This window comes from Pseudomonas californiensis, from assembly GCF_021147775.1.
Taxonomy (GTDB): Bacteria; Pseudomonadota; Gammaproteobacteria; order Pseudomonadales; family Pseudomonadaceae; genus Aquipseudomonas; species Aquipseudomonas californiensis.
In genome coordinates, this window is record NZ_JAGTPK010000005.1 from 174088 (window position 1) to 191321 (window position 17234).

The following is a 17234-nucleotide window of genomic DNA, read 5'->3' on the forward strand; positions in this document are numbered from 1 at the left end:
AGGTTCAGGCAATGTCACCGATCAGGACGTTATCTGAACGGCTGATTTCTTCGCTGCCTTGTGCGCTGGCCTGTAAAGAATGAGGTAATACGCGGCTAAGCAAATCAGCCAACAGAAAACGGCTGTCCAGATATTGTGCGACAAAAAATGCGCGCCTTGCAGCATTCGACCCAGTGAGAAAATCGTCCCGAGACCGAATGCCAGAGCCAGACCAGCCTTGGCCAGACGTGGACGGCGGTCGCGCAGCATGAAAAACAGAGCGAACAGTGTAAAACCGGTGGCAGCGTGGCCGCCTGGCCAGCAGCGTCCAGGCTTGTCGGTCGTCGGGCGAGGACTCAATAGCTCACTGTAGGTTTCTGAGCCGCCAAATTCAGTCAGACTCCAGGGACACTGGACCGAAGTGACCACTTTTACCGGCGTCACGAAACCGGTCGACAGCGCCATGGCCACCACCAGATACCCCAGTTCACGCCGCCACGGCATCAGACGTTCGACCTTGAATGATGCAATAAAGCTGATAATGGCCAACACGCCGAGCGTCATCACCACTTGCTTGGCGCGATCGTGAAGGATGTCCTCAAGAAAATAGCTGTGTCTCCCGATAAATTGTCCGCTCACCGGGTCGAAAGCCATTTTGGCAATATCCATGTCCACGGACGTCAACTCCAGCAGGACAAGGGCCAAGGCAGTCACGGCGGGGATGCCGAGGCAGATCCATAGGTTGAGTGGACGGGAAGAGGGCAGGGCAGCGGCTTTCGACATGGCAAGTCCAGATCAATGGAACATACGCCGCGCTCTTGGATGGCGGCAATTTGTGTCCGAGTGTGTCACGGGCTTTGTGAATCATTGGTGAAAAAATCGTTAGGCGATTCGGCGCTGGCCCTCACGGCGACTTCGTCTTAAGCTGCGCCAGCCCAAACTGCATATGAGAGTGTTCCATGCGAATTCTTCTGGTTGAAGACAACCGCGACATCCTGGCGAACATGGCCGATTATCTGGGCATGAAAGGCTACACCGTCGATTGCGCTCAGGATGGCCTCTCTGGACTGCATCTGGCGGCAACCGAACATTACGACCTGATTGTGCTCGACATCATGCTACCTGGCATTGACGGTTACACCCTGTGCAAGCGCCTGCGTGAAGATGCTCGTCGTGATACGCCGGTGATCATGCTCACAGCCCGTGATCAGTTGGACGACCGCCTGCAGGGTTTCCGCTCGGGCGCGGACGATTACCTGCTCAAGCCGTTCGCGCTTTCCGAGTTGGCTGCACGTATAGAAGCAGTATTGCGCCGCGCCCAGGGTGGTGGACGTCGCACGTTGCAGGTCGCCGATCTGATCTATGACCTCGACACCCTTGAAGTCACGCGTGAGGGGCGGATGCTCAAGCTCAACCCGGTCGGTCTGAAGCTGCTGGCTGTGCTGATGCAGAAGAGCCCGCATGTGTTGCGTCGCGAGATCCTTGAGGAGGCGCTGTGGGGTGATGATTGCCCCGACAGTGACAGCCTGCGCAGCCACGTGCACCAATTGCGTCAGGTGATCGACAAACCGTTTTCCAAGCCGTTACTGCAAACCGTGCATGGCGTAGGTTATCGCTTGGCCGAGGGCCGGGATGGAGTTTAAACAGAGCCTTGCCCAGCGGATCATCATCGCGTTTGCCTTGATGAGTGCCCTGGTTGCCGGATCCTTCGCCATCGGCATCATTTCTACCGTTCACCTGGTTGAAGAAAAACTGATTTCTGCAGGCCTCGGCGGCGATCTCAACCGCCTCATGCTGATGGACAGCGTCAGCGACTGGAGCCATCGCCCCAAACCGGACCAACTGTTCTATTTCACCAATGGCCCTGGCGATTTCGATCTGCCCAAGGATTTGCGCCATCTGGAGCCCGGTTTTCATGAAGTGTTTCGTGGGCCGTTGTCCTATCACGCCATGATCGAAGTGGTGGACGGCAGGCATTACGCGCTGCTGCAAGATCAGAGTGACTTCGAAGAACGTGAGCGTGTGCTGTTTGCCGTCGTGCTGGTGGGCTTTGTGATGGCCCTTGCCCTGGCTGTTTTTCTGGGCTGGGTTCTCGCCCGTCGGGTGATGGCGCCTGTGGTGCGTCTGGCCAGGCAGGTCAGGCACCGCGACCAGTTACTGGGCCTCGCGCCGCCGCTTGCACCGGATTACGCCGCTGATGAGGTTGGAGAGCTCGCTGTCGCGTTCGACGCCACCCTGGGTCGACTCAGACAAGCTTTGATCCGCGAACGGATGTTCACCAGTGACGTCAGCCATGAATTGCGCACGCCACTGATGGTGCTGGCCAGTTCGTGTGAGCTGTTGCTGGAAAACCCGGCGCTGGACCACCGGGCGCGTCGGCAGGTGGAGCGTATCGGGCGTGCCTGCGAAGAGATGCGCGACCTGGTGCAGACGTTCCTCATGCTTGCCCGTACGCAACGTGAAGATCCCGCCATGACCCCCAAGGCCACGCTGGTTGGCGTCGCCGAGCAGTTGATTTCTCAGTGGCGCGACCCGATCGAAGGCAAAGGCTTGACGCTCATCTACAACCCACCGCCGGATGATGAGGTTTCCGACATTCGCTACAACGCGACCTTTTTGCATGCGGTGATGGGCAACCTGTTGCGCAACGCTTTGCATTACACCGATCACGGTTTTATTGCCCTGACGTTGCAGCAGGAGGGTTTTGTCGTCGAAGACAGTGGTGTCGGGATCCCCGAAGAAAAGCGCGAGGCGATGTTCGAGCCTTTCGTACGTGGCAACGAGCAGCGCGGTGAGGGGTTGGGGTTGGGACTTTCGCTGGTGCAACGCATTTGCGCCAACCAGGGATGGAGCGTGAATCTTACGCCAAGAGACCCTCATGGCTGCCGTTTTCAGGTTCATCTGGATATCGCCAAGCCGTGATTCAGTGTGGTTGATTCTTTGAATAAAGGGCGTTTTTCCATGACGGCAAAGCGACTTTTTTTAGAGAATCATCACGTAGCGTGCGTAAGTCCTTGTAAAGTCTTGCAACATCCACTTAGTAAATATGACATTTTTTTCACATTGGCATGACCTGACGATGACAGCACTGACTCTATTTTGCGTGGCATCATCGTCAGGAGATGCTCCAATGAGTGAGCGCATAGAGCTTGAGTTTTCCCGCAAGTACGACAAGGCCCACGCCCGTCAGTACCTTGAAAAACACCAGGACGGTCTTTGGCGCAAACTGTCGCATTACCGCGATGAGCAATTGGCCAGAAAGGCGTTGCGTCTGGCCGGTGACCCAGGGCTTGTACTTGATCTGCCTTGCGGAGCCGGACGTTTCTGGTCGATGTTGGCCGAAAAGCCCAATCGCTCGATCATCGGGGCGGACAATTCCGCCGACATGCTGCGCACCGCGTGTGAGTCTCAACCTGCAGAGATTGTAAAAAGGGTACGACCCTTGCAGACGTCTGCTTTCGCGATTGATTTGCCAGACAATGCAGTGGACAGCATCTTTTGTATGCGTTTATTGCACCATGTTGGGCAGGCCAGTGACCGGAAGGCTCTGTTGCAGGAGTTTCAGCGCGTCACTCGCGACAGTGTGATTGTTTCTCTGTGGGTGGACGGCAATTTCAAAGCCTGGAAACGCAAGCGTCTCGAGAATAAACGAGGCCAGCAAAACGGGCAGGAAAGTTACCAGAATCGTTTCGTGTTACCGGCCAACACAGCAGAAGCCGAATTTGAACAGGCAGGCTTTCGCATTCAAACGCGAATGGATTTCCTGCCCATGTACGCCATGTGGCGCGTCTATGTATTACGCAAAAGGTAAATGAATGGGGTCGCTGTCCTTGAAAGAATCCGACGCAAGCTCAACCAAGAACGGCTTTGGCCATTTCTGGAGCGAACGCGGCGAATGGGTTGAAGAGCCCAATGTCCGCCGTGGTGGCGAAAGTGGCGTGCAACGGGTGATTACGGGTGACGGTGCGACGCTGTACAGCAAGCGTCAGACGGGTCATACCTATCGCAGCTGGTTGCACCCTTTCGGCCGTCCTACCGTCCTGCGCGAGCGTGATGCGCTGGAAGGCCTGCGCAAACTGGGCGTAGGGGTCCCGGAAATCGTTTATTGCGGTGCGGAGCGTGATCAGCAGCACGGCTGGCGCGCCTTGCTGGTCACCGTCGCGCTGGACGGTTTCGAAGAGATCGACCATTGGATTGCCGGTGGTGCGCGAGCGCGCCATGGCGAGCTGCTATACGAACAGGCGCTCAACGAAGTGGGTACGACCCTTGCGCGCATGCACTTGGGGCGCTGGCAACACAGTTGTCTGTACAGCAAACATATTTTTGTACGGGTCAGCGGCGAGGGCGCTCAGGCCCGAGCCGAAGTAGCGCTGCTGGATCTGGAGAAGGGCCGACGCCGCCTGACTGCTTATAGCGCTGCTCAGCACGACATGAAACAACTCAAACGCCATTCGTCATTCAGCGCCGCAGACTGGCAAAAGCTGGTCTACTTTTACCAAGCGGCGTTTGGCAGCTCTATCAAAGGTTTAGAGTCATGAAGTTAGAAATGGCTAGAGGTTTGTTCGTATTCGGTGCCTTGGCAACAGCAACGCTCGCCATGGCTGCCCTTGAACAGCCAGCAACGAAGATTCTGAGTGCACAGCATGGCGAGGGGCATTGTCCGTTGCCTCGTTCGGTCAAGAACCAGGTCATGGTCAAACCCGATCACGACCTGCTGCTGTTGATGTACAGCCTGGCTCAGGGAACGGGATCGAAAAATTGAAAAACCTTCCTACCTTAAAGGCCCCATTTGGGGCCTTTTTGTTGGGCGCAGTTTTTTCCGGGTAGGCGAGTGTTCTGGAAGGCAGAACTGGAGTTTTTGGGACTCCAGATATTGAGGAGGTTTCTTACTTTTTTAAGCGGCGGTTCTGACATAACGTCGTCTTCATATATGTCATCTTTCTTCGAATATTTGTCGAGCCAGAAGCGTTCGAGCAACACGTCGAAGGAAACAGATCGTGCCGCGTATCTGGAACAGGATTATGACTGCCTTGTGTGGCGGGACCAGCGAGGCGGCAGGCGTCGTCATGGCTCGTCAGGCGTTGCACATACTTGATCAGGAAATCCTGGATGCCCAGCAGCGCATGGACACCAGTCGATCAAGCCTTGCTGCCCTGATGGCCAAGCACCTTCTTTCAACCCGAAACCTCGTCCAGATCCAGGCACAAGTGGCATCACAGACACGTGACGCCGAAAACGCCCTTCAGGCAGGTGACGAAGGTAGTGCCCTGGGCATCGCTGCCCGTATCGGTCAACTGGAGAGACTGATGGCCGACGATGCCCGTATCGCTCAAGGCTATGCAACAGCCGTCAGCAGTCTGAGCGCGGCATTGCGGGTCAGTGAGCAGAAACTGTTGGCGCTCAGGCAGCAGGTCGAAGTCGTACGCACCACAGAGCTTGTGCAGCGGGCTCACGTTGCCTGGGCGGCAGATGATGATGAATCCGCCGGCAGGCTGCGCAATGTCGCAAACGCTCTGGACAATGTCCGGCAGCGCCAGATGGAGGCAGAGGCGCGCCTGGAAGTCCAGGCAAGGTCGTGTCTCGCCGATGCTGATCTTGAGCAACGGTTGCGGGATGCCCGGGTCATCGTAGACAGCAGCGGCGCGTGCGCCGTGCTGCAACGAATCAAGACCAACATCCTGTTTCAAACCAACTGAGTCGAAAGGATTTCGCCGTGAACCGTTTTATCGAAACAGCGTTGTCATTTCCTGTGGTGGTCTTCAGTCTGCTTCTGGCGATAAGCATGGTTTATTGGCTTTTGGTCTGCTGCGGAATTCTTGGTGACGGCTCGGTCGATATTGACATGCAGGGCGTATCGGCTTGTGACCATGCCACTGCCAGGTCGGGTAAAGGTTTGCTTGCGCGAGTGGGGCTGTCGGGTGTTCCTGTCTCGATCATTCTTACGCTGATCAGCGTTTCAGGCTGGTGGGTGAGCTACTTCAGCCACCAACTGCTGATCGACCCGCTGGCTCTCGGTTTTTTCTACTATCCGCTGGGATTTGCCACCGGGCTGTTCGCCCTGGCAGTCGCTCTGGTTTTTACACGATTGGTTATTGGTTTCTTCAAACCTCTTGTCAGACGCATCAAAGGGCCTGAACCGGCACCGATATGTGGGCAAGTGGCGATCGTCACCAGCCAGACCGTGAGTTTCAAGAGCGGTCGAGCGCTGATGAATGATGGCGGCGCAGGACTGCTGCTTCAGGTTCGTACCTTCAGTCCCCCCGTGATCAAACGCAATGACCGGGTGGTGCTGCTTCAATACCTCGCTGACGAACATGCCTACCTCGTGGTCAGCGAGTCGCACTTCAAGGGCTGAGCCCATAACGGAGTAATACTGCATGCTGGACATGGCCATGCCATTTCTTGTGATCCTCTGCGTCGCAACGCTTACCCTGATTGCCTTGGCATTATTGATCAAGACCTTTTACGTCAAGGTGCCACAAGGTACCGCGTTGATCGTCAACGATCTGTCCAGTAGCCCCAAGGTCTATTTCACCGGTGCCCTGGTCCTGCCTTACCTCTACTTCAACGAGAAGATGCAGATCAGTGTCATCACGCTGGAAATTGATCGCAAAGGCAAGGGTGGGCTGATTTGTCGGGACAACATGCGTGCCGATATCACCGTGGCATTTTTCCTGCGGGTCAACGAGACCCGTGAAGACGTGCTCAAGGTTGCCAAGGCCATTGGCGTCCAGCGCGCCTCCGACAAGGTCGCCGTCAACGAGCTGTTCAATGCCAAGTTTTCCGAAGCGCTCAAGACCGTTGGCAAACAATTCGACTTCGTCGAGCTGTTTGAGGATCGCGTCCGCTTCCGTGATGAAATCGTCAATGTGATTGGCCAGGATCTGTCCGGCTATGTGCTTGAAGACGTGGCCATCGACTTTCTCGAGCAGACACCCAAGGTGGATCTTGACCGGGACAACATCCTCGACGCCGAAGGTATTCGCAAGATTACCGAGCTGACGTCCGTTCATAACGTCATTACCAATGAACTGGAATGTGACCAGGCACTGAAGATTCAGAAGAAAAACGTCGAGACGATCGAGGCCAGTCTTGCGCTTGAACGCCAGGAGGCGGATGCCCAGGCGCGGCAAAAACGCGAAATCGCCTCGGTGATTGCTCGTGAAGAGGCCGAAACACTAAAGGTTCAATCCGAGGAGCACTTGCGAGCCGAAGAGGCCCGGATCGCCACTGCGCAGCGTATCGATGTCGCGTGTGTCAATCACCAGCGTGAAGTGGATGTCGCCAGCCAGAACAGTGAACGCGTGGTCATGCTGGAGAAGGAAACCGTCATTCGCGCTCAGGCCCTGGCTCAGGTTGATCGTGAACGTGAGGTGTCATTGAGCCGCATCGAGCGTGATCGTCAGCTTGAAGAAAAGCGTGGAGAGATCGCCAACGTCACTCGCGAGCGTGTCATCGTCGAAAAAACCGTGGCGCAGGAAGAGGAGGCCATCACGACGTTACGTATGATCGCCGATGCAGACCGCAAGAAAACCGTCGTCATTACTGAGGCCCAGGCTCAGGCCGAGCGCGATCTTGTCTGTCTGGTCAAACAGGCTGAGGCGGATACCGTGGTATCGGAATTTCGGGCCAAAGAGTTGGTGACCCTGGCCGACGCTGATTTGCGCAAGGCGGAACGCGAATCTCAGGCTGCGATCAAACGCGCCGAAGGAGTCCGTGCCGAGAAGGCAGCTTCCGGTCTGGCTGAAGCCGAAGTCCGTATTCAGATTGCAGAGGCTATCGAGCGTGAGGGACAGGCTGAAGCGCTGGTGCTCAAGCAGCGTCTGTTGTCCAAGGCCGAAGGTGAACGCGCCATTGGTGAGTCGGATGCGGATGTGCGCGTACAAATTGCCGAAGCCATTGAGCGCGAGGGGCTGGCGGAAGCGGCAGTGTTGAAGCAGCGTCTGCTTTCCCAGGCTGCAGGTGACAAAGCTATCGGTGAGTCAAGGGCCGCGACCATTCAGGACGTGGGCGTTGCCGAGGCAGAGGTTCTGCAGAGGCGTTTTGAAGCCGAGGCGGCCGGTCTGACCGAGAAGTTCGACGCAATGCAGAAGCTGACAGGTGGAGCCCGAGAACACGAAGAGTTCCGCCTTGCGTTGCAAAGCCAGTTCGATATCACCATGGCAGGTATTGCGGCCAACGAGAAAATCGCCGAACAACAGGCAGAAGTATTATCGGCTGCGATGAGCAAGGCCAGCATCCAGTTTGTGGGAGGAGGGGATAACGGCGTGTTCGATTCGTTCGTGAAATCCCTGTCAGTAGGCAAGGCAATCGAGGGTCTGAATCAGAGCAGCCCGCTTGCCGCTCAGGTTATTCAGACCGGGCTCGGCATGTTGGCCAAGGTTGCCAGTGACCGATCTTCCGACCGCCAGACCGAAGGTCAGTAGTCGATTTGCCGTCGCCCGGCACTGACCGGGCGCCTCTCTCCCCCAGCGACACTCCATTCGGATTGGCCCATGCCCCAGGAACAGTTTGTAAACCCGATTCAGGAAGCGTCCAACAAGGCGGTCACTGAAAGCGGGGCCTACGAAGTATTGCTCAAGCGCCTGCAAGAACAGGGTCACAACCTGTCCCTACAGGTCGACACGCTTAATACGCAAAGGCTTGAAGAGTTCGGTTGCAGTTCAATGGAGATACTGGGGCGAACTCGACTGCGCACGGAAAAAAACTGTGTTCCGAGGGCTATTGTTCGGGTCGGCCAGGATCTTCTGTTTGGCTACAACGTTGCACCTGGGCCGAACGTGGGAGCCCGACTCGAAGACGTTTTTGCTTTGTATCGACTCGACGATAGCAAAGAGGGTTATGAGGCCCAGGCCATTGACCTGGAGGGAAGCTGGCTGGCTGACCCGGTATTTCACAAGGATTTCGCGGAGCTTTACACCTATTACCGTGACGCCCGATTGCTCGAATTGCTCGTCCTCGAAAACCGGCTGTTGGCCAGCTTTCAATTCGGCGAGCGCATGACGGATATTCGCGTATTTCGTTGGTCGATAAGTAGTGCGGACAACGACGTACGCTATCTCGATAATCGTGGAGAGCGCGACATCACCGCAGTTCCTCCTTACGATTTCGAGTGGGTCCAGGCAGGTCGGGAACTGATCGTCAGCGATCAAACGCCTCGAATCGACATTCTGGGCAGCATTGCTGTTCATCTGGACAACGGAGACGTGGTTGTCAGTGGTAGTAGCGACGAGTCAGCATCAAAGCTGGAGTTGTACCGCGAGGCTTTGATCGTAAAGAATCAGTCACTGCCGGACCTTCAGGTCGCGTTTGCCCGCTTGGGCAATCTGACCCTGCTGAGCATCCGGCCCTACAAGGAAGATCAGTGTCGTTACCTGGTCTTTAATCTGAAAGAACTCACCCTGACCCGGATCGATGCTATCGGTCTTGCGTGTCAGCAGCTTCCCGACAATCACGGCATCATATTTCCCGGCGGGATCTACCTCCAAAACGCAGAACATAGAACCTTTGAGTCTGCGATGCAAAACATGCCCTTCAAGCGTTTGCTGCGGTCGCCCAATGGCGAGGACTTCATGTATGTCTTTCATGATGCGGTGGAGGGGCGCTCGGCGTTGTTCACGTACAACATCATCCGGCGCCAGTTGCTGACACCGGTATTCGGTCATGGTCATGCGCATCTGCAAGATGGCCGCATGGTGATTTTCTCGGCCGAAGCCGAACCGGTTCGTAACCATCCTGTACAGATCTGGCAGACACCTTTTTTCACTGAGGAGTATGCAGCAGAGCAGACGTCCAGCCATTCGTTCCTCGGCCGGATCGGTAATGCTGAACTGGTCCGAGGCGTTTCCGACCTGTACGGCCTTGCCAGAGAAGCCTGTGCGACAAGCGTCACTGCTTCGCGTTTTCTGGGGTTGGGGCGACACGTCGCTTTTCTGTTCGACAAGTATCACTGGTTTGCCCATGAACACATTGCTTCAGTAACAGCCATGCTTCACAGCATTGCGGAGATCGGCAGTTTGATCGCTGACGAATTCGAGAAAGTCGAACAGCTCCGTGTTCATGCCGCCCGTCTTATGCAGGATGCACGGCAACGTCACATTTCACTGTCCGGCCAGATTCGCGCTGACCACTGTGAGGATATTCAGGGCTTTGTGACACGACTGGACTTGATCACTGAACTGCGGGGCCATCTGTTGACGCTCGGTGAGCAGCGCTACATTGATGTTACGGCCATCAGCGAAATAGAGCAGCAGTTGCAGTCCGAGTTCGAGCGCACCGCTGGCGATGCTCTGGATTTCATATGTCAGCCCGAAGCCTTGCTGCCTTACACCACGCAACTCGACGAGCTCGACCGTGTTGTGCGGGCGTCTGCATCTGTGTTCGAACTGGAGCAGCCTATGGAAGCTCTGGGAAAGATGGCGACCGGTCTGGATCTGTTGTCGACGCTTGCCAGCTCGCTGAACATCGATGACACCACGCAGCGCACTTATATCGTCGAAGCGATCTCGAACATCTACGCGCACATGAACCAGTCCATGGCGCATGCTCGATCCCGCAGCAAGACGCTTGCGTCATCCGAGTCCATTGCGCAGTTTGCCGCACAGTTTCAAATGATCAGCCAAAGTCTGGCGCACGCATTGGCGTTGGCGAGCAGCCCGCAAGCCTGCGACGACCAGTTGACCAAGCTGCTGATTCAACTGGATGAGCTGGAAAGCCGGTTTGGTGAGCATGAGTCATTTCTGAACGATGTCATGGTCAAGCGTGACGAGGTGCTGGACGTTTTTGAGCAGCAAAAACAGACATTGATCGATGCGCGTCAACGTCAAGCCCAAGGGCTTCTGGAGGCGTCCATACGAATCCTGGACAGCCTGCCACGTCGTCTTTCGGGTTGCCTGGGCATTGATCGACTGAATGCGTTTTTTTCCACCGTCCCGCAGATACTCAAAGTGCGCGAACTTTGCAGCCGTTTGCGGACGCTTGAGGACAGCGTAAAGGCCGATGACATTGAAGCGCGTCTGAAGGCCGTCCGCGATCAGGCCGCCAGGGGTCAACGGGACAAAGTCGATTTGTTCGATGCCAGCGGCACTCGCTTGAGGCTGGGACCAAGACACTTTTTCAACATCAATACCCAGGCGCTGGATTTGACCTTGATGCCACGCGACGAGCATCTATATCTGCACATCACCGGTACTGATTTTTTCGACCGTTTGAATGATGCGAGCATTGCGTCGTTTCGCTCCTGCTTTCAAGCCAGCCTGGAATCCGAGTCTGAGTGTGTCTATCGAAGTGAATACCTTGCCGGACAAGTGCTCGATGCCGCAACGCGCGCAGGCACTGATCTGGTGCAGATGACGTTCGAGCAGTTGGAGCAGCACATCCGTCAATTTTGCCCTCCCCTGTACAAACAGGGTTATGAAAAGGGGGTTCATGACCATGACGCCGCGCTGCTGCTTCAGCAGGTGATGCCTTGCATGGCCGCGGCTGGCCTGCTGCGTTTCAGCCCGGCGGCAAGGGCGTTCGCCCTGATCGCATGGCACCTGCCCGGCCAGTTCGAGTCCAGGATGACGGACTGGCGAAGCCGGGCACGCTCCAGTTCTGCGGTCCTGAGACTGTTCCGCCACCCTGATGGCGTGATCGAGATGCGCAAGGACATCGCTTTGACGCTCAAGTCCTTCGCTACAGATGTACGCTTGCCTGTATCGACCGAGCTCATATCCGAAAGCGCAGAATATCTGTTGGCTGCATTGATGCAGGACTCTCTCGTTTTTGAGGTCAGCGGACATGGCCCACACATTCTGGGTGCGCTTGAGCGGCGTCTGGAAGCCGAAGGCTGTGGTAATGAACTGACCGATGCAGTGCGGGGAATGGAGGACGATCTGTGTGGACGATGGTCACTGATTGGCCATTGGGTAGCGGGTGTCTGTCGCGACCTTGAGCCGACGTTTGCTCACTTTGCACCTGAAGCAGCGGCGTTGCTGTTGCTGCGTTTCGCTGGCAAACCGGCACCTCGGGTCAATGACTGCAGTCTGAATGTACGAGTGAGCGGCTTACTGGGGGAGCATCCGACCTTCAACTCGGGCTCCAAGGCGTTTGCTCTGGATGACTGGTTTACGCGCCTTCGTGCACATCACGACGATTTTGTACCGAAGCTCCATGGTTATCAGTCGTTGCGACAGTCGATACTGCGTCGTGAGCGCGAGGTATTGCGCATCAATGAGTTCCAGCCTCGTCCCCTCACGTCCTTCGTTCGAAATCGACTGATCAATGATGTCTACCTGCCTCTGATTGCCGATAACCTGGCCAAGCAGACAGGTGCTGCCGGTGAGGCGCGGCGCAGCGACCTTATGGGTCTGCTGATGCTCATTTCTCCACCCGGATATGGCAAGACTTCCCTGATCGAATACGTTGCCCTGCAGTTGGGCATGGCCCTCGTCAAGATCAACGGGCCTGCGCTGGGGCACCGTACGATCTCTCTGGATCCTGGGCAGGCGTTGGATGGACCTGCGCGCATGGAGCTTGAAAAGCTCAACCTTGCGCTTGAGATGGGCAACAACGTCTGCCTGCTGATCGATGATATCCAGCATTTGTCGCCCGAGTTTCTACAGAAATTCATTTCGCTGTGTGATGGCTCCCGGAGTATCGAAAGTGTCTGGAAAGGCCGGGCCAGAACCCGCGATCTGCGTGGCAAGAAGTTCTGGATCGTCATGGCCGGCAACCCTTATACCGAGTCCGGCGAGTTGTTCAAAATCCCTGACATGCTGGTCAACCGCGCCGATGTCCACAATCTGGGTGAGGTATCAGGCGCCGACCAAAGCGCTTTTGCCCTGAGCTATATCGAAAACTGCATGACTTCAAATCCGGTACTGGCCAGGTTGGCCAATCGCGACACCCGGGACCTCTATAAATTGCTCGGGCATACAGGCGAGCAGGGCATCAGCGTCAGCGATCTGAGCCATGCCTACAGCCTTGCAGATGTGGCCGAGTTGAGCAGCACGCTACGTCACCTGATGGCCGTGCGGGATGTGTTGTTGCGGGTCAATGCGGCTTATATCGACAGCGCTTCCCAGGCCGATGAATACCGGACCGAGCCTGCGTTTCGCCTGCAGGGCAGTTACCGCAACATGAACAGGCTGGCTGAAAAAATATCGGCGGTCATGAACGCTGCGGAGATCGATCAGTTGATTTCAGAACACTACCGTGGCGAGTCGCAGTTGCTTACTCACGGTGCCGAAGAGAATCTATTGAAACTTGCCGAGATACGCGGACGTTTGACGGACGTGCAAGCGATTCGCTGGGAGCAGATCAAGAAAACGTTCGCCCGGAATCAGGCGATGGGTGGAGACGGCACAGACGTCGGCAACCGAATTGTCGCTCAGCTCAGCGAAGCGGTTGAGGGCATCCGGGCTATTGCTGAAAGACCGCGTCTGTCTTAGACCAGATGCAGATGGTTGTCCCAGAGCCCTGTTGGCAGGTCCAGCGGCTTTGCCAGCAATTCAGGCTTGCGGCAGTCGTAGAAGCGGCAGCGACCCTGGCCTGAGGTTACGACAAAGCCATCAGCCACCGCACCGACGCCTGCGCAATCCGGCAGCGGCGCGTCCAGTTTCACCGCGCCGCTGTCCAGATCCCAGATGAAAAGCCGGTTACCTCGCGGGGCGGTCAGCGCAACCAGACGCAGGTCGCTGTGGACCGCGACGCTGGCGGTGTAATGATTCATGGCCCGCAGTTGCTCTTCTGCCAGCGGGAAGGCTACAAAGGGCTGGCCCGGACGTTTGATCGCAAGCATTTCGGCCAGCTCGTGCGAGTCGCCCATGAACTGCTGACCCGCGACAATTGTACCGTCGCTGGCAATGCCCATATGGCGCACGCTGTTCATCTGTTGCGAGAGGGTTTCCTTGCTCAGCAGCGTGCCGTCACGCTGCATCAGCACAAGGCTGGGTTCCATGGCATGGAGGTTCATTTCCACGCGACTTTCGGCCTCAGTGCGGATCCCGCCGTTGGCGATGACCAGCGTTTCGCCGTCCGGCATCCAGGACACCTGGTGCGGTCCGATGCCGTGGGTGGATATTTCTCCCGAATGCACCAGTCGATCAGCGACGAAGCGGTAGACGCCCAGCAGCCCGCGGCCTGGGTCGCGGGTATCGTTTTCGGTGGCGTACAGCCATTCGCCGTCGCTGTGGATCACCGCGTGACCGTAAAAGTGCCGGTCCGGTTGGGAGGTAATGGTTTGCAACAGGCTGCCGTCGCGCAGGTCGACCAGATAGCTTTCAGTACCAGGGCGCCGCGCGATAAACACTGCCAGTGGCAGCGAAGGGTGATTGATGATGTCATGGCAGCGCTGGCCTACCTGGGTAGCGAAGACCTGCGTGCCGTCGAGACGATAACCCACCGCGTAATGCCTGCCGTCGCCGTCATCGCGAGCGGACAACAGCAGCGGGCCGTGGTCTTTCTGCCTGAATACCGTCCAGCCGCCCAACGTGCATGCGCTGAGCAACAAGCTGCCGACTGCCAGGACTTGACGTCGAAACATCACCTTCACCTCTCGATCAATCGCCGTCGTTGGCGTTGAAACCCAATTGAATGCCCAGCGCCTTGGCCAGTTCTCCCTCATGCAGGCGATGAACCACGTTCAGGCTGTCGTAAAACGCATTGAGTTGCTGGCGTCCAGTATCGGTGGCCAGCAGATCAGCCAACGGCGGCTTGAGTTGCGACAACAAGGCGCGGCTGGCAGCGTAGGCGGCATCAATTTTGTCAGCCAATGGTTTCTGCTCGGCGGGCAACAAACCGCGAAGGCCTTTGTTGTCTACACCGGTCCAGACGGTTTGCGCGCTGATCAGGCTGGCTTCAAGGCTGCTGAGCGACGATTTGCTGCGCCAGGCATCGGCCTGGAACGGCTGTGGCTGACCCTTGCTTTGACGACCCAGCGGAGTGCCGAGTTTTTTCTTCAGGCTGTCCAGCGCGGTGACCTGGACCCGCAGCAGTTCAGCAATCGCTTCGTGCGAATCGGCGTAGCGCTGGTTGGGAAACTTGGTCAACTGGGCGAGCATGCCATCAGTGCTGTTCCAGCGACTGAGGATTTCTTCGGCCAGGGTCTTCTGACGTTCACCGATGGCCGTCAACAACGGGCAATACCGGGCTTTCTGTTCCGCGTTGGCCATGTCGATGTCGGCATCGAACAGAACGTACTCATAGGCGGAAAGGCCCTGCACGACAACGCTGGCCTTGGACAGCTCTTCGGCACTGATTTGCGGCTGTGCGGTGACCAGTTGTTCGACCTGACGCCCTACCAGGTTTTTCTTGTCCGGCCAGAACTGGACCTGCCAGGCTCGATTGCCTTCAGCCAGCGGGCCGATCAACAGCGGTTGCAGCTCGGCCCAGGACTTTTGCGCTTTCAGGAAGTCAGCACGGGCAGTTGCCAGGTCAGTCTTGCCCTGACAGAACGCCAGAGCGCTGCTCGCCAGTTGACGATCGGCATCCACCCAGCGGCTGTACGTCGGCAGGATCACCTGTTTGGCGATGGCAGCCGACGTGACGGCCTGGGGATCGGCTGGCGAGCAGGCACCCAATGCAAGCGCCGCAAGACTGGTCAGCAACAACTTGGGTCGGAACATGTCCGGCTCCTTAATACTTGAAAGAAAGAATCATAACGAATTCAGAAAGGCCAACAGCGCTGCACGTTGTTCTGCGTCGTACGCCAACACTTTACGCTGCGCTGCCTGCGCTTCGCCGCCGTGCCAGAGTATCGCCTCAAGGACGTTGCGTGCGCGACCATCATGCAGCAATTGGGTGTGCCCGCTTACAGTTGCGGTCAGGCCCAGGCCCCACAGCGGTGGCGTACGCCATTCACGGCCGGTGGCTTGAAACTCGGTGCGGTTATCCGCCAGCCCTTCGCCCATGTCATGCAGTAACAGGTCGCTGTAGGGGCGAATGTGCTGATTGGCCAGCTCCGGCTCCGCCGCGTCGGCGCGGGTCTTGAAGGATGGCGCGTGGCATTGCTGGCAGCCCGCTTCGAAAAACAGGTTTTTACCTGCCAGCACCTGCGGGTCATCAACCTTGCGCCGCGCAGGCACGCCGAGGTTGCGGGTGTAGAACTCGACCAGCCGCAGAATATTGTCGCTGACCTCCGGTTCACCTTCGGGGCCGTTGCCATTGGGCGCGCTCAGGCAGTCGGTCTGGGTGGGTGTGCAGTCGTCGTAGCGGCGCAGGCTGGTCGTCAGCCCCATATCACCTGAAAATGCATGGACATTCTGCTGATTGAGGTTGGGTTGCCCGGCTTTCCAGCCAAACCGGCCCATGACCACTTTTTGTTGCGCATCATCCCAGACCCAGTTGGCGCGCCCGGAGATACCATCACCGTCTTTGTCATCCGGGTCGGCGTTGGCAAGGATCGCTTCGTCAGGGATGGCCTCGAGCAGTCCGAGGCCAATCATGGGCGGTGCGATACGGGCTGACACATGGGTTTGCGGGTGCATGGGGCCGTAGCCCAACTGAGTGATCTGCAGCGTCGGCTGTCGCAGCTCGACCGCAGTACCGTCACGCAGGTTGACGGTCAGCGTGTCGTACTCGACGCGCACCTTGCCTTCGGGCGCGACACCAGGGTTGGCCATGTCCTGCAACTGACCACCGTAGGTCGGCTCGGGCAACACACCGTTGCGCTGAATGAGGTCGGCGTAGGCAGGGTCGTCCGGAATCGAAAGCCTGACCAGCATGGACACCGCATTGGTATCGCCCGCCTCGGGCGGATGACCGCGTCCATCCTTGATGTGACAATTCTGACAGGCATTGGTGTTGAACAGCGGGCCAAGGCCGTCGCGGGCCGTGGTAGTCGATGGCGCTATCACCCAAGGGCTGCGAAAGAAGCTGTTGCCCACGCTGAAGTCCAGGCGCCGCACTGGCGAGAGATTGGCGGACGGCATCGAGAACGCGTTCTGGTCACTTTTTCTGACCGTTGCGCTGCCGCCGGACAAGGCTTCCCCGGGCTGCGCATGGGTAAATTGCGGGTCGTCATCGCACGCGCTCACGACCAGAGTCGCAAGCAGCGCAAGGGATAGACGAAACCGCGTATTCATACACATCCTGCAACGGGACGAAAATCGGGGCGTGCAAGCTTATCAGCCTGATGCGGTTTGAATAAGAGGGATTATCGTTTGCTGCATATTACGCAACGTGCTGTAACGAATTGATGGGCAGGTTCGTACGATCGTTGCGTTTCAGTCTGCTATCAAATGACCAGACAAAAAAATGCCGGTCAGCGTACT

13 protein-coding genes are annotated in these 17234 nt (G+C 57.1%); 9 read left to right on the top strand and 4 right to left on the bottom strand.

Annotation, left to right across the window (positions count from 1 at the left end; all coding sequences use genetic code 11):
* Positions 1 to 21: 21 nt before the first annotated feature.
* Positions 22 to 762, bottom strand: a complete 741-nt coding sequence (locus tag KDX37_RS07120) for a phosphatase PAP2 family protein (RefSeq protein WP_231651962.1) — start codon at positions 760 to 762, stop codon at positions 22 to 24.
* A gap of 176 nt (positions 763 to 938) precedes the next feature.
* Here KDX37_RS07120 and colR point away from each other — a divergent pair, with 176 nt between their 5' ends.
* The 9 genes from colR (at position 939) to KDX37_RS07165 (ending at position 13412) form a co-directional block, all read left to right on the top strand.
* Positions 939 to 1622: a two-component system response regulator ColR gene (gene colR, locus KDX37_RS07125; protein ID WP_231651963.1), complete on the top strand. Its 684-nt coding sequence runs from the start codon at positions 939 to 941 to the stop codon at positions 1620 to 1622.
* Positions 1612 to 2901 (top strand): sensor histidine kinase, encoded by a 1290-nt coding sequence (locus KDX37_RS07130; RefSeq protein ID WP_231651964.1) that lies wholly within the window; start codon positions 1612 to 1614, stop codon positions 2899 to 2901. The genes colR and KDX37_RS07130 overlap by 11 nt, the downstream gene beginning before the upstream one ends.
* Before the next feature lie 208 nt (positions 2902 to 3109).
* Positions 3110 to 3790 (top strand): class I SAM-dependent methyltransferase, encoded by a 681-nt coding sequence (locus KDX37_RS07135; RefSeq protein ID WP_231652007.1) that lies wholly within the window; start codon positions 3110 to 3112, stop codon positions 3788 to 3790.
* Between the two features lie 4 nt (positions 3791 to 3794).
* The gene (locus tag KDX37_RS07140; RefSeq protein ID WP_231651965.1) at positions 3795 to 4517 is read left to right on the top strand and encodes a lipopolysaccharide kinase InaA family protein; all 723 of its coding nucleotides are present in this window, start codon (positions 3795 to 3797) and stop codon (positions 4515 to 4517) included.
* Positions 4514 to 4741: a hypothetical protein gene (locus KDX37_RS07145; RefSeq protein ID WP_231651966.1), complete on the top strand. Its 228-nt coding sequence runs from the start codon at positions 4514 to 4516 to the stop codon at positions 4739 to 4741. The genes KDX37_RS07140 and KDX37_RS07145 overlap by 4 nt, the downstream gene beginning before the upstream one ends.
* 235 nt (positions 4742 to 4976) lie before the next feature.
* Positions 4977 to 5675 (top strand): PspA/IM30 family protein, encoded by a 699-nt coding sequence (locus KDX37_RS07150; RefSeq protein ID WP_319941667.1) that lies wholly within the window; start codon positions 4977 to 4979, stop codon positions 5673 to 5675.
* Positions 5624 to 6334: a hypothetical protein gene (locus KDX37_RS07155; protein WP_231651968.1), complete on the top strand. Its 711-nt coding sequence runs from the start codon at positions 5624 to 5626 to the stop codon at positions 6332 to 6334. The genes KDX37_RS07150 and KDX37_RS07155 overlap by 52 nt, the downstream gene beginning before the upstream one ends.
* 37 nt (positions 6335 to 6371) lie before the next feature.
* Positions 6372 to 8405 carry a flotillin family protein gene (locus KDX37_RS07160; protein WP_231651969.1) on the top strand — a complete coding sequence of 678 codons (2034 nt, stop codon included), beginning with the start codon at positions 6372 to 6374 and terminating at the stop codon, positions 8403 to 8405.
* A 69-nt stretch (positions 8406 to 8474) separates the two neighbouring features.
* Complete coding sequence (locus tag KDX37_RS07165; protein WP_231651970.1) at positions 8475 to 13412, top strand: DNA repair ATPase; 4938 nt, start codon at positions 8475 to 8477, stop codon at positions 13410 to 13412.
* Here the strand turns inward: KDX37_RS07165 and KDX37_RS07170 are convergent.
* From KDX37_RS07170 to KDX37_RS07180, 3 genes are read right to left on the bottom strand one after another with little or no spacing between them, the layout of a single operon-like run.
* On the bottom strand, positions 13409 to 14506 hold the full coding sequence (locus tag KDX37_RS07170) for a DUF1513 domain-containing protein (protein WP_231651971.1): 1098 nt from the start codon (positions 14504 to 14506) through the stop codon (positions 13409 to 13411). The genes KDX37_RS07165 and KDX37_RS07170 overlap by 4 nt on opposite strands.
* Positions 14507 to 14522: 16 nt before the next feature.
* Entirely contained in the window at positions 14523 to 15587 is a 1065-nt protein-coding gene (locus tag KDX37_RS07175; protein WP_231651972.1) for an imelysin family protein, read from the bottom strand.
* 30 nt (positions 15588 to 15617) lie between these two features.
* Positions 15618 to 17045, bottom strand: a complete 1428-nt coding sequence (locus KDX37_RS07180; protein WP_231651973.1) for a di-heme oxidoreductase family protein — start codon at positions 17043 to 17045, stop codon at positions 15618 to 15620.
* Between the last annotated feature and the right edge of the window lie 189 nt (positions 17046 to 17234).